At 72.2% G+C, this 13741-nt stretch carries 10 protein-coding genes and 1 pseudogene; 8 read left to right on the forward strand and 3 right to left on the reverse strand.

Going from position 1 to position 13741, the window contains the following annotated elements; all coding sequences use genetic code 11:
• Nucleotides 1-36: 36 nt before the first annotated feature.
• A complete protein-coding gene (locus tag SH922_RS20380) occupies nt 37-1437 on the reverse strand; it encodes an FAD-binding oxidoreductase (RefSeq protein ID WP_393059354.1) in 1401 nt (466 codons plus the stop codon).
• 149 nt (nt 1438-1586) lie between these two features.
• On the opposite strand from SH922_RS20380, the gene SH922_RS20385 reads away from it, so the two are divergent.
• The 6 genes and pseudogenes from SH922_RS20385 to SH922_RS20410 all read left to right on the forward strand — a co-directional run bounded on the left by SH922_RS20385 (nt 1587) and on the right by SH922_RS20410 (nt 9385).
• A complete protein-coding gene (locus SH922_RS20385) occupies nt 1587-2522 on the forward strand; it encodes a DUF2797 domain-containing protein (protein WP_393063633.1) in 936 nt (311 codons plus the stop codon).
• A gap of 33 nt (nt 2523-2555) precedes the next feature.
• Nucleotides 2556-3431 (forward strand): amidohydrolase family protein, encoded by an 876-nt coding sequence (locus tag SH922_RS20390; protein ID WP_393059355.1) that lies wholly within the window; start codon nt 2556-2558, stop codon nt 3429-3431.
• 92 nt (nt 3432-3523) lie between these two features.
• Nucleotides 3524-4261: a response regulator transcription factor gene (locus SH922_RS20395; protein WP_393059356.1), complete on the forward strand. Its 738-nt coding sequence runs from the start codon at nt 3524-3526 to the stop codon at nt 4259-4261.
• Nucleotides 4254-5846, forward strand: coding sequence for an ATP-binding protein (locus SH922_RS20400; RefSeq protein WP_393059357.1), 1593 nt, complete (start codon nt 4254-4256; stop codon nt 5844-5846). Before SH922_RS20395 ends, SH922_RS20400 begins: the two co-directional genes overlap by 8 nt.
• 26 nt (nt 5847-5872) lie before the next feature.
• Nucleotides 5873-7219, forward strand: a complete 1347-nt coding sequence (locus SH922_RS20405) for a glycosyltransferase (RefSeq protein WP_393059358.1) — start codon at nt 5873-5875, stop codon at nt 7217-7219.
• Nucleotides 7216-9385: pseudogene (locus SH922_RS20410) on the forward strand (ArnT family glycosyltransferase). The gene SH922_RS20405 and the pseudogene SH922_RS20410 overlap by 4 nt, the downstream one beginning before the upstream one ends.
• 19 nt (nt 9386-9404) lie before the next feature.
• On the opposite strand, the gene SH922_RS20415 reads toward SH922_RS20410, so the two are convergent.
• Nucleotides 9405-10268, reverse strand: coding sequence for an endonuclease/exonuclease/phosphatase family protein (locus SH922_RS20415; protein ID WP_393059359.1), 864 nt, complete (start codon nt 10266-10268; stop codon nt 9405-9407).
• 142 nt (nt 10269-10410) lie between these two features.
• Between SH922_RS20415 and SH922_RS20420 the strand changes: the two genes are divergently transcribed.
• Together SH922_RS20420 and SH922_RS20425 are read left to right on the forward strand one after the other, a co-directional pair.
• Nucleotides 10411-11934 carry an MFS transporter gene (locus tag SH922_RS20420; RefSeq protein WP_393059360.1) on the forward strand — a complete coding sequence of 508 codons (1524 nt, stop codon included), beginning with the start codon at nt 10411-10413 and terminating at the stop codon, nt 11932-11934.
• A gap of 93 nt (nt 11935-12027) precedes the next feature.
• Nucleotides 12028-12825: a TetR/AcrR family transcriptional regulator gene (locus tag SH922_RS20425; protein WP_393059361.1), complete on the forward strand. Its 798-nt coding sequence runs from the start codon at nt 12028-12030 to the stop codon at nt 12823-12825.
• Here the strand turns inward: SH922_RS20425 and SH922_RS20430 are convergent.
• Nucleotides 12819-13739: an NAD(P)-dependent oxidoreductase gene (locus tag SH922_RS20430; RefSeq protein ID WP_393063634.1), complete on the reverse strand. Its 921-nt coding sequence runs from the start codon at nt 13737-13739 to the stop codon at nt 12819-12821. The genes SH922_RS20425 and SH922_RS20430 overlap by 7 nt on opposite strands.
• Nucleotides 13740-13741 lie beyond the last annotated feature (2 nt).

Below are 13741 nucleotides of genomic sequence, written 5' to 3' on the forward strand. Positions count from 1 at the left end.
TGGTGGGGCCGCCCCACCGGGCGGCGGCCGGGCGTATCAGGCTGCCGCGGCCGGCGTGATGTTCTGGTTGGCGCGGAAGAAGTTGTCCGGGTCGTAGGTGTGCTTGGCCGCGGCCAGGCGGTCGTAGGTGCCGCGGTAGGTGGACCGGACGCGGTCCGGGGCCTCGGCCTCGCCCAGGAAGTTGATGTACGCGCCGCCCATGGAGTGCGGGTGCAGTTCGGTCCAGTAGTCGACGCACCACTGGCGGATCGCCTCGGCGTTGGCGGGATCGGGGTCGATGCCGGCGATGACGCCGGACCACACGGCGTCCCGGTAGGCCCAGGGGGTCGCGTCGGAGCCGACCCGGTGGGCCGCTCCGTCCACCGGGTACAGGTGCATCGTCGACAGGCCGGTGGGGAGGTTGCGGCCGTACTTCGCGTGCACCTCGATCGCCGCGTCCGAGATCGCGTCGAAGAAGTCGCCGCGCCAGTACCACTGGAGTCCCTTGGGGATCAGCTCGTCGAACATGGTCTGGAGGGCCGGGTACGGCATGGGGCTGGTGAAGTGGAAGGCGGGCGGTGCCGGGTCGTTGACCACCGACAGGGTCTCCTCCAGCCGGCCTTCCGCAAGGTCGCCGGTGTAGCACCAGACGACGCCGCACATCTTCTGTCCGTGGATCGCCTCGGGGAAGGGCGGCCCGGGCGGGACGGTCAGGAGGGCGAAGAAGCCGTACAGGTCGTCCGGTGCGGCGGGCATGAACTCCCGGTACCACCGCAGCACCTCCGCCGTGCGGTCGACCGGCCACACGGTCACCGCGACCCCGACCGTGTCCACCGGGTGCAGCCGGTACGTGAACGACGTGACCACACCGTAGTTGCCGCCGCCGCCCCGCAGCGCCCAGAACAGGTCGGGGTGCTCGGTGTCCGAGGCGGTGACGAAGGTGCCGTCGGCCAGGACGACGTCCGCGGCGATCAGGCTGTCGATCGTGAGGCCGTACGCGCGGGTCAGGTAGCCGTGCCCGCCGCCGAGCGTGAGGCCGCCCACGCCGGTGGTCGACATGATCCCGGCCGGTACACCGAGACCGAAGGTGTGCGCCGCATGGTCCAGGTCGCCCAACTGGCTTCCCCCGCCCACCTGTGCCGTTCGGGCCTCGGGGTCGACGCGCACCGAGCGCATCGGGGAGAGGTCGAGGGTCAGCCCGTCGTCGACCAGGCACAGCCCAGGCCCGCTGTGTCCGCCGCCGCGTACGGCGAGGTCGAGCCCCGCGTCCTGGGCGAAGGCGAGGGTGGTCCGCACGTCCGCCACGTCCACGCACTGGGCGATGGCAGCGGGGCGCCGGTCGATCATGGCGTTGTAGATGGTGCGGCTCTTGTCGTAGTCCGCGTCACCCGGCGTGACGACCGGCCCCCGCACGTTCGAACGCAGGCTGTCGAGAGCGGTGCCGTCGATGCTGGTCATGGTCGAACACCTCTGAGAGATCTGAGAGATCCTGGTACCGAGCCCACCACCTCTCCAGTGTGACGCGAATCACACAGGAGGGCGATATGTGGGATCACGGCGGGTTCGCGTCCATCCGTTTCCACGTCCAGGAGTCCGGGAGTTCACGCATGGGGTGGCAGTGCACCGGTCTCCGGTGGCCGGACGAACGGGGCGGGCCCGTGCTCGGGTGGCAGAAGGGCCGTCAGACACGGGGGAGCGTCCTGGCGTACGGGACGGAGCTCGGGTTCCGGGCCTCGGGGGAGCGGACCTGCGTCGGGGCTCGGCGGAACGCCTGCCCGGTGGCGGCCGTGGTTCCGGAGCGGAGCACGGGCGCGCGATGCGCCGAGTGCGGGCGGCTGGACCGGGCGCATTCGGTGGCGGCCGACACGATTCCCGACGACCCGCGTACGTACCGCGTGTACCTCGCCTGGTTCGGGGCCGGGATGGTGAAGGTCGGGATCACCGCCGAGGAGCGGGGTGCGGCCCGGTTGCGGGAGCAGGGGGCGGTGGTCTTCAGCTGGCTGGGGCGGGGGCCGTTGATGGCGGCGCGGCGGGCCGAGGAGGTGCTGCGGGCCGCGCTCGGGGTGCCGGACCGGATCGCGTACGCGCGCAAGCGGGCAGTACGGGCGGAGCTCCCGGGAGCCGGCGAGCGGGCCGGCGAGTTGGCGGAGCTGTACGGGAGGGCGGCGGCCCTCGATGGCGGCGGCTGGCCCGAGGCGCTTGAGCGGCTGCCGTTCGAGGCGGTCGACCACGCGTGGATCTTCGGGATCGACGGGCCGGGTGATGCCGACGGGCCGGGTGATGCCGACGGTCCGGGCGGGACCGACGGTCCGGGCGGTGCGGTGCGCGCGGTGACCGGGCTGGTGGACGGGGGCGTGGTCGCCGGACGGCTGGTCGCGGCGGCCGGGCCGGATCTGCATCTGGACACGGGTGCGGACGGGATCGTGGTCGTGGACACCCGGCTGATGACCGGCTGGGACCTGACGGCGGCCGGCTCGGGCAGTGGGGTGAGCGTGCCGACCGTGGCCGCAGGGGGCGGCGCGTCGCAGGGCGGACTGTTCTGACATCGTCGGAGGCGGTCGAAGGAGGAGCGCCTGATGAGTGACGATCGCGACGACGTGGTGCGGTTCTGGGAGCGGCTCGGGTTGCCCGGGATCATCGACGTCCACACGCATTTCATGCCGGAACAAGTACTGCGCAAGGTCTGGGCGTACTTCGACTCCGTCGGACCGCTGACCGGGATGGAGTGGCCGATCGCCTACCGGCACGACGAGGACGAACGCCTCGCGCTGCTGCGCTCGTTCGGCGTGCTCCGGTTCACCTCGATGCTCTACCCGCACAAGGCGGGCATGGCGCCCTGGCTGAACGGCTGGGCAGCCGACTTCGCCGGCCGGGTGCCCGACTGTCTGCACACCGCGACCTTCTTCCCGGAGGAGGGCGTCGAGAAGTACGTGGCGGAGGCCGTCGAGGCCGGGGCGCGGGTCTTCAAGTCGCATATCCAGGTCGGGGCGTACGACCCGAACGACCCGCTGCTGGAACCGGTGTGGGGGCTGCTCGCCGAGGCCGGTGTCCCCGTCGTGATGCACTGCGGGTCGGGGCCCGCGCCCGGCACGCACACCGGGCCTGAACCGATCGGCCGGCTCCTCGCCCGGCACCCCCGGCTGCGGCTGATCGTGGCGCACATGGGGATGCCGGAGTACGCGGAGTTTCTGGCGCTCGCCGAGACGTACCGGGAGGTGCGGCTCGACACGACGATGACCTTCACGGACTTCACGGAGGACTTCATCCCTTTCCCGGTGGCGGAGCGCGGGCGGCTCGCGGCGCTCGGGGACCGGATCCTGCTGGGGACGGACTTCCCGAACATTCCGTATCCGTACGCCCACCAGCTGCACGCCCTGGAGCGGCTGGGGCTCGGGGACGACTGGCTGCGGGCGGTCTGCCACGACAACGCGAAGGTGCTGTTCGCCCGCTGAGGCGGCGGTGGCCCGGCCGCCCCGATCGCTTTCTCAGGGAATTCACAGAATCGGGAAAGAACTCTCTCAGGGGCGTCTCAGAGGGTTGCGGCATGACGACGACCTCGCCCCAGGGGCGTACCGAACTGCTCAGGCCGGACCGTACCCCCGTCCGCGTCCTGGTCGTGGACGACGAGGCCCCGCTGGCCGAGCTGCTCTCCATGGCGCTTCGCTACGAGGGCTGGGAGGTCCGCAGCGCGGGGGACGGTGCCGGCGCCCTGCGTACGGCCCGGGACTTCCGGCCCGACGCGGTGATCCTCGACGTGATGCTGCCCGACATGGACGGGCTCGCCGTGCTCGGCAGACTGCGCCGGGAGCTCTCCGAGGTGCCCGTGCTGTTCCTGACCGCCCGGGACTCCGTCGAGGACCGGATCGCCGGGCTCACCGCCGGCGGCGACGACTACGTCACCAAGCCGTTCAGCCTGGAGGAGGTCGTCGCCCGGCTGCGCGGGCTGATCCGGCGGTCCGGCACGGCGGCGGTACGCAGCGAGTCGACGCTCGTCGTCGGCGACCTGATGCTGGACGAGGACAGCCACGAGGTGAGCCGCGGCGGAGCCAACATCCACCTCACCGCGACCGAGTTCGAGCTCCTGCGGTTCCTGATGCGCAATCCGCGCCGGGTGCTCAGCAAGGCGCAGATCCTGGACCGGGTCTGGAACTACGACTTCGGCGGCCAGGCCAACGTCGTCGAGCTCTACATCTCGTACCTGCGCAAGAAGATCGACGCGGGCCGGACGCCCATGATCCACACCCGGCGCGGCGCGGGGTATCTCATCAAGCCCGGTGAGTAGCCGCGTGAAACGGCTGACGAAGGGGCCGTGGACGCTGCGGACCCGGCTGGCGGTCTCCTCGGTGCTGCTGATCGCGGTCGTCGCGGCCGTGATCGGCACGGTCACCGCCATCGCCTTCCACACCTACATGTACGGGAAGCTGGACGGCCAGCTCCGCGACATCGCGGTACAGGCCGACCGGAAGCCGGGTGTGCCCGTTCCCGGCGGGCCCAAGGACCGGGAGCCGCTCGGCTTCATCGGTATGGGCGGCCAGCCCCTCAAGACCTTCGGTGCCCTCTCCGTGGACGGTGACATCACCGACTCCGTGGTCGTGAAGAAGGGCGGGTTCGACGCCGCGGAGAACTCCGAACCGCTGGCCGGCGCCCAGCAGGCCGCCCTGGAGGCGGCCGGAGTCCCCGCGGACAAGAACGCGCACGACGTCGAGCTGCCCGGACTCGGCGGCTACCGGGTGGAGGCCGTCCACGCGGCTGACGGGACGACCGTCCTCGTCGGCATTCCCACCACCGAGGTGAGCCGGGCCCTCACCACCCTGGTCCTCGTCGAGGTCTGCGTCACCGGGGCCGGGCTCATCGCCGCCGGGATCGCGGGCGCCGCCATGGTCACGGTCGCCCTGCGGCCGCTGCGCCGGGTGGCCGCCACCGCGACGCGGGTCTCCGAACTCCCGCTGCACAGCGGCGAGGTCGCCCTCTTCGAACGGGTCCCGGACGCCGAGGCCGATCCGCGCACCGAGGTCGGCCAGGTCGGTGCCGCCCTCAACCGGATGCTGGGACACGTCGGTTCGGCCCTGGACGCGCGGCAGAAGAGCGAGATGCGGGTACGCCAGTTCGTCGCCGACGCCAGCCACGAACTGCGGACCCCGCTCGCCTCGATCCGCGGGTACGCCGAACTCACCCGGCGCGGCCGGGAGAACACCGGCCCCGACACCCGGCACGCACTGGGTCGGATCGAGTCCGAGGCGCAGCGCATGACGGGCATGGTGGAGGATCTGCTGCTGCTCGCCCGGCTGGACGCGGGCCGGCCGCTCAGTTACGAGAGCACCGATCTCTCTCCGCTCGTCATAGACGCGGTGAGCGACGCACGCGTCACGGGCCGGGCCGCATCCGGGGACGGGGCCGGGCCCACCCATCACTGGCGGCTGGAACTTCCCGAGGTCCCGGCGACCGTACGCGCCGACCCGACCAGGATCCAGCAGGTGCTGGTCAACCTGCTGGCCAACGCCCGTACGCACACCCCGCCAGGGACCACGGTCACGGCCCGGGTGCTCGCGGAGGCCGGACATCCCTGGGTGACCCTGGAGGTCCGGGACAACGGTCCCGGCATCCCGCCGGAGCTGCTGCCGCACGTCTTCGAACGGTTCGCGCGCGGGGACGCCTCGCGGTCCCGGCACGCCGGGTCGACGGGGCTCGGGCTCGCCATCGTGCAGGCCGTCGTCACCGCGCACGGCGGGCTTGCCGAGGTGCGTTCGGTGCCGGGGAACACGGTGTTCGCCGTCCATCTGCCGGCGGAGCCCGGGTACGCGAACGGGCCGGGCGAGAGCGGTCCCTCCTACTCACAGCGGGACCACAGGCGCACCACACCGGTGTGACAGCGCGGTTGGCGAGTGTCGATGTCATGCAAACCGACACTCCTTGGAGCACCTTGCCGGCCCGGGACCACCTCCTGGCCGGCGCGGGCGATGCGGCAGGTGCCCCCGTACTCGATGTGGTGGTACCCGTCTACAACGAGGAGAAGGACCTGGAGCCGTGCGTGCTGCGGCTGCACGACCATCTGGCCCGCACGTTCCCGTACGCCTTCCGGATCACCGTCGCGGACAACGCGAGCACCGACCGGACCTCCAAGGTGGCGCAGCGCCTCGCACGCTCGCTGCCCGGGGTGCGCTCGTACCGGCTGGAGGAGAAGGGCCGCGGACGGGCGCTGCGCACTGTCTGGTCGCACTCGGACGCCCCGGTCCTCGCCTACATGGACGTGGACCTGTCCACCGATCTGAACGCGCTGCTCCCGCTGGTCGCACCGCTGATCTCCGGGCATTCGGACCTGGCCATCGGCTCGCGTCTCGCGCGCAGTTCGCGGGTGGTGCGGGGGACGAAGCGGGAGTTCATCTCGCGGGCGTACAACATCATCCTGCGCTCGTCGCTGGCCGCCCGGTTCAGCGACGCGCAGTGCGGGTTCAAGGCGATCCGGCGGGAGGTCGCGCAGCGGCTGCTGCCGATGGTCGAGGACACCGGCTGGTTCTTCGACACCGAGCTGCTGGTGCTCGCCGAGCGGGCCGGTCTGCGCATTCACGAGGTGCCCGTGGACTGGGTCGATGACCCGGACTCGACGGTCCACATCGTGCGGACCGCCACCGAGGACCTGAAGGGCGTGTGGCGCGTGGGGCGGGCGCTGGCGGTCGGCGCACTGCCGCTGGACCGGCTGGCCCGCCCCTTCGGCGACGACCCGCGCGACCGCGGGATCGGCGGGGTGCCGGGCGGACTGGCCCGGCAGCTGGTCGGGTTCTGCGTCGTGGGCGCCCTGTCCACGCTCTTCTATCTGGCCCTGTACTCGCTGTTCCGGCTGGGCGTCGGCCCGCAGATCGCCAATGGCGGCGCCCTGCTCGTGTCGGCCGTCGCCAACACCGCAGCGAACCGAAGGCTCACCTTCGGGGTACGTGGCCGGGGCAGCGCCGTACGCCACCAGGCGCAGGGCCTCGTGGTGTTCGCCATCGGCCTTGCGCTGACCGCCGGTTCGCTGGCCGCGCTGGGCGCGGCCTCCGGGGCGCCCTCGCACGGCACCGAACTCGCCGTGCTGATCGCGGCCAATCTCGCGGCGACGGTGCTGCGGTTCCTGCTCTTCCGCGCCTGGGTCTTCCCGGACCGCGACCGGGACGGTGACACGGCCCGCCCGGCGGACGCCCCGGCGCACCGCCAGGACGCCGCACCGGCCGACGACACCCACCACGAACTGAGGAACGTCCGATGACCACGCTCGACCACCTCCCGGCCCCGCCCCAGGCGGCGGGCTCGCCGAGCCACGGACGCCCCGGCACGTCGCTGCCGCACCGCGTGTGGCGCGGCCGGCACGAGGACCCCCGCTGGGCGCGCCCGGCCTTCCTCGCCATGCTGCTGGTCATCACGCTGGCGTACCTGTGGAACCTCGGCGCCTCCGGCTACGCCAACTCCTTCTACTCCGCGGCCGTGCAGGCAGGCAGCCAGAGCTGGAAGGCCTTCTTCTTCGGTTCGCTGGACTCGGCGAACGCCATCACCGTCGACAAGCCCCCGGCCACCCTGTGGCCGATGGCGTTGTCGGTGCGGGTCTTCGGCCTGAGCTCGTGGGCGGTCCTGGCCCCGCAGGTGCTGATGGCCGCGGCTACGGCCGGGGTGCTCTACGCCTCCGTACGCCGCCGGTTCAGCGCCGCCGCCGGGCTGATCACCATGGCGGTGTTCGCGCTCACGCCTGTCGCCGCGCTGATGTTCCGGTTCAACAACCCGGACGCGCTGCTCGCGCTGCTGATGACCGTCACCGTCTACTGCGTGCTGCGCGCGATGGAGAGCGGCCGCACCAAGTGGCTGGTGTGGGCGGGTGTCGCGGTCGGTCTGGCGTTCCTGTCCAAGACCCTGCAGGCGTTCCTGATCCTGCCGCCGCTCGCGGTGCTGTACGCGGTGTTCGCGCCGGTCTCCGTGCGCAAGCGGTTCGGCCAGCTGGGCCTCTCGGCGCTGGCGATGCTCGTCGCGGGCGGCTGGTGGGTGGCGATCGTCGAACTGTGGCCCGCCTCCTCGCGCCCGTACATCGGCGGCTCGCAGAACAACTCGTTCCTGGAGCTGACCTTCGGCTACAACGGGCTCGGCCGGATCAACGGCGAGGAGACCGGCAGCGTCGGCGGGGGTGGCGCCGGTGGCGGCGGTCAGTGGGGCGAGACCGGCATCGGCCGGATGTTCAACTCCGAGATCGGCAGCCAGATCTCCTGGCTGCTGCCCGCCGCGCTGATCCTGCTGGTCGCAGGTGTCCGGCTGACCTGGCGGGCGGAGCGGGCGGACACGGCGAGGGCGGCCTTCCTCGCCTGGGGCAGCTCGCTGCTGATGACCGCGGCCGTGTTCAGCTTCATGGCCGGCATCTTCCACCAGTACTACACGGTGGCCCTGGCCCCCTGCATCGCGGCGCTGATCGGCATGGGCGCCACGGTCCTGTGGGAGGAGCGCTCCCGCTGGTGGGCGGGAGCGGCGCTCGCGGGCACGGTGGCCGTGACGGCGTACTGGTCGTACGTGCTGCTGGGGCGGACCCCGGACTACCAGCCGTGGCTGCGGCCGACGGTGCTCGCCGTCGGGCTCGTGGCCGCCGTCGGCCTGCTGTTCGCGTCCCGGCTGGGGCGTCAACTGGCGCTCGCCGCCGTGGGCCTGGGCTTCGCCGCGTCACTGGCCGGGCCGACCGCGTACACCGTGAGCACCCTGAACACCGGGCACCAGGGCTCGATCGTCACCGCGGGTCCGTCCTCCGGCGGGATGGGCGGCGGCCCGGGCGGTGGCGGGGCGGCCGGCCCGGGGCGGTGGCGGTATGCAGCCGCCCGGACAGGGCACGCAGCAGGGCAACCAGCAGGGCGGCGGCATGGGCCGGCCCCCGACCGGCACCCCGCCCGGACAGAGCCAGAGCCAGGGCCAGAGCCAGGGCCAGGGCCAGGGCCAGGGCCAGACGCAGGGCGGCCCCGGCACCGCGCAGAACGGGCAGCAGCCCGGCGCCGTGCCCGGCATGGGTGAGCGCGCCGACGGAGGCGGCGGCATGGGCGGACTGCTCAACGGCGCGTCCGTCGGCGCCGAGGCCAAGAAGCTCCTGGAGGAGAACGCCGGCGACTACACCTGGGCGGCGGCGGCCATCGGCTCGCAGAACGCCGCCAGTTACCAGCTCGCCACCGGCGACCCCGTGATGGCGATCGGTGGCTTCAACGGGAGCGACCCGTCCCCGACGCTCTCCCAGTTCAAGAAGTACGTCGAGGACGGCCGGATCCACTACTTCATCTCGAGCGGCACCGGCGGCGGCATGGGCGGCAGCAGCGGCACCTCGTCGCAGATCTCCACCTGGGTGGAGAAGAGCTTCAAGAAGGTCACCGTCGGCAGCGCCACCTTCTACGACCTGACCCGGCCGACGAGCAGCTGACGGCTGGGACTCAGGAGGTTCAGCGCCGGAGCAACAGGTCGGCGACGACAGGGCGGTGGTCCGAGGCGAGCGTCTCGGCCACCGCCGCGTCGCGTACCCGCACGGTGTTCTTCGAGACCGCCACGTAGTCGATCCGCTGCAGCGGGTTCAGGGCCGGGTAGGTGGGGCCGCCGGGTTCCACGTCGGTGAGCGTCTCCCACAGCGGGGCCAGCTCCGGCGCCGCCGGTGCCGCGTTGAAGTCGCCGAGCAGGATCTGGTGCACCGGCCGGCGTTCCGACTCCTGGTCCTGCGCCATGATCCGGCGGGTGTCGGCCACCTGGGCGATCCGGACGGACGGGTCGCCGCGGTAGTCGAGGTGCGTCGCGTACACGTGCACGTGGACCCCCTTCACCCGCAGCACCACCTCGCCGAAGCCGGGTGCGGGCGCCGGGACCGGGTTCGGGTCCTGGGTGGAGAGCCGGGTGATGTCGTGGTTCTCGGCGTTCACGATCCGGTACCGGGACAGCACCGCGACGCCGAACTCGCGTCTCGGAGCACCCGCCGTCACCGGATCGAGGCTGTAGATCGGGGCGAACGACACCTGCATGCCCAGCCGCTCGGCCAGCTCGGCCGCCAGATCCCGCCCCTGACTGCGGTCGCCCCAGTGGACGTCGACCTCCTGGAGCCCGATCACGTCCGCGTCCAGCGAGCGGAGCTCGGCCACCTGCCGGTCGAGATCGAAGACGTTGTCCATGCCGGACCCCGCATGGATGTTGTACGTGGCGACACGAAGGGGCACCAGCTGCCCCGGACCGTGCGCCGCGGCCGCCGCGGGAGGCGCGAGCGCCGTCCCCAACAGGCCTGCGGCCAGCAGGACTTCCACCGTACGACGACGCAGTGACATACCACTCCAGCCCTTGTCGGATCAGCGACCGGCACCGTACCGCGGGAAAGTCGCTTGAAGGCCGCGAAGGATTGGCTATACGGTGTACAACCTCTTCCTTGTACACCGTATAGGGACCTGACCGAACGCCCCGGGAGTCCGAATGACGGCGACCGCCGCCGAGCAGAACCACCTCTCGCCACCGAGTCACCCGCAGCGCTGGCTGATCCTCGGCGTCATCTGCCTCGCCCAGCTCACCGTGCTGCTCGACAACACCGTCCTCAACGTCGCGATCCCCTCCCTCACCCGGGAGCTGGACGCCTCCACCGCCGATGTGCAGTGGATGATCAACGCCTACTCGCTCGTGCAGTCGGGTCTGCTGCTGACCGCCGGTAGCTCGGCCGACCGCTACGGACGCAAGAAGATGCTGATCGCGGGGCTCGCCCTGTTCGGCATCGGTTCACTGGTGGCAGGGCTCGCCCAGTCCTCCGGGCAGCTGATCGCCGCGCGGGCGGGCATGGGCATCGGCGGGGCCCTGCTGATGACCACGACTCTCGCCGTCGTCGTGCAGATCTTCGACGAGACCGAGCGGGTGAAGGCGATCGGTATCTGGTCGACCGTCAGCTCGCTCGGCTTCGCCGTGGGACCGCTGATCGGCGGGGTGATGCTCGACCACTTCTGGTGGGGTGCGATCTTCCTGATCAACATCCCGGTCGCCGTCATCGGGCTGGTGGCCGTGGCGCGGCTGGTGCCGGAGTCGAAGAACCCGAGCGGGGAGCGCCCCGACCTGCTCGGCGCGCTGCTCTCCACCATCGGTATGGCCGCGGTCGTGTACGCGATCATCTCCGGGCCGGGGCACGGCTGGACCTCCGGCCGGGTGCTGCTGACCGCCTTCGTCGGGGTCGCCGTCCTCACCGGCTTCGTGCTGTGGGAGCTGCACATCCCGTACCCGATGCTGGACATGCACTTCTTCCGCAACCAGCGGTTCATCGGCGCGGTGGCCGGCGCGATCCTGGTCGCGTTCGGGATGGGCGGCTCGCTCTTCCTGCTCACCCAGCAGCTCCAGTTCGTCCTCGGTTACGGTCCGTTGGAGGCCGGCCTGCGCACGGCGCCGCTCGCCCTGAGCGTCGTCGCGCTCAACCTCACCGGGCTGGGCGCACGGCTGGTGCCCAAGCTCGGCACGCCCGTCACCATCGCCTCCGGGATGGGGCTGCTCGCCGCAGGTCTGGCCGCGATCGCGCTGCTGGGCGGGGACGGCTACGCCGGGACGCTGCTCGGTCTGCTCGTGATGGGCGCGGGCATCGCGCTCGCCATGCCCGCCATGGCCAACGCGATCATGAGCGCGATCCCGCCCGAGAAGGCCGGCGTCGGCGCCGGGGTCAACGGCACCCTCGCCGAATGCGGCAACGGCCTCGGGGTCGCGGTGCTCGGCGCTGTGCTGAACTCCCGGTTCGCGGCGCTCGTACCGTCGGCCGTCGGGGCCGCCTCGCTGCCCGCGGCTCTTGCCGCCGCGGGCGGTGAGGGGGAGCGGCAGCGGATCACCGACGCCTTCTCCTCGGGTCTGGAGACCAGCATGCTGGTCGGAGCGGCGGCCGTACTGGCCGGTGGTCTGCTGGCCGCTGTGCTGCTGCGCCGGGCGGAGCGAGGAGAATCGGCTCAGGCTGACCCGGCCGCGGCAGCGGCATAGCATCAGGCAGGACGTACCGGACCGTACAGCTCCGTTTTCGGGGCACGGGGTACGCATCCGGTTCGTCCCGCCGGCGAGATGAGGGAGTGCGCCATGGTGTCCGCGGCCGACCGCGCGAAGGACCCTGCCCGGACCAGCGTGTGGCTGAACCACCGACCACCGTCGCGCGCCCGGAAATCGGACCAGCCCGCAGGGCTCGACCGCGACCGGATCACCGCCGCGTCGGTCCGGCTGCTGGACGCCGAGGGGCTCGCGAAGTTCTCCATGCGCCGGCTCGCCGCCGAGCTGAACGTCACGGCGATGTCCCTCTACTGGTACGTCGACACCAAGGACGACCTGCTGGAACTGGCCCTCGACTCGGTCTACAGCGAGATCGACCCCCCGCGGCAGGACGCGCCCTGGCAGGTCCGGCTGCGCGCGCTGGCGACCGCGTACCGGGAGCTGCTGGTCCGGCACGTCTGGGTCTCGCCGCTGGCCGGGAAGTTCCTCAACATGGGACCGCACGCGATGCTCATGTCGTACGCCATCCAGGACGTGATCCGCGCGACCGGTCTGCCGCCGGCCCGGCAGACCGGCGCGCTCTCCGCGGTCTTCCAGTTCGTGTACGGATTCGGCACCATCGAGGGCCAGTTCGCGCAGCGCAGCGCGGAGGCCGGGCTCACCCAGGACGAGTACTTCCAGCAGGCGATGTCGGCCATTCAGGACCAGCCGCAGCTGGGCCCGATCGTGGAGAACTCGCAGGAGCTCATCGCGGCGCGGGGCGCCGACACCGTGCACGAGATGCACGAGCGGGACTTCACGTTCGCGCTCGACCTGCTGATTGCGGGGATCGACGCGATGCGTGAGCGGGAGCGGTCCCCGGATGCCGAAGAGGCCCGTCCCCGTCAGTAGCCCCGGGCCGGGTCCACGGCGAGCGCCGGAATCCGCCCCGCCGTCAGTTCCCGCAGGCAGGCCGAGAAGTCCGTGACGACGTCGTCGTCCGCCGTGAGGCCCGCGGAGTGCGAGGTGATCACCGTACGGGGCAGCCGCCAGCAGGGGGCGCCGGGCGGGGCCGGCTCGTCGGGCAGCACGTCGAGCACCGCGCGCCCCACCGTGCCCGCGTGCAGCGCCGCCTCCAGCGCCACCAGGTCCACGGTCGCGCCCCGGCCCACGTTGACGAAGCTGGCCCCGCCCATGGCCGCGAACCGGTCCGCCCCGAAGTACCCGGCCGTCGCCCCGGTCAGCGGAAGGGCGGAGACCACCCAGCGGGCGGCCACCGGCTCGTCCACCGCGACCATGTCGTCGAAGCCGGGCGGGACCTCGCGCGGGGTGCGGGCCACGCCCACCGTCCGGATGCCGCACGACCGCAACAGCCCGGCGACGGCCGAGCCGATCCGGCCGGTGCCGTGCACGACGGCCGTCTGCCCGGCCGCGAGTTCCGAGGGGATACGGCGCCACTCGGCCCGGGCGTGCTGCGCGGCGAACTCCGGGACCGACTGGCATTCCGCCAGCACCCAGGCCAGCACGTACTGCGCGATCCGCTCGCCCATGCGGCCCACCGTCCGGGTGAGCAGCGCCCCGCGCGGCCACGGCCCGGCGCCCAGCAGGGCGTCCGTACCGGCGTTCACGCTGTGGAACCACAACAGGCCGTCCCCGCGCAACGCCTCGGGCAGCGAGGCCCCGACGTACGCGTAGGGGCCGTCACCGGCGGAGCCGCCGTGCTCCACGGGGCGCCCGGTGGCCCGCGCCAGTGCGTCCACCACCGCGGAGCCGACCTCGGGCCCGGCCAGCAGCCGGGCCCGGGTGAGCAGTTCGGGCCGGGGGATCG

It is taken from the genome of Streptomyces sp. LN549 (genome assembly GCF_043203805.1).
Classification (GTDB): Bacteria; Actinomycetota; Actinomycetes; order Streptomycetales; family Streptomycetaceae; genus Streptomyces.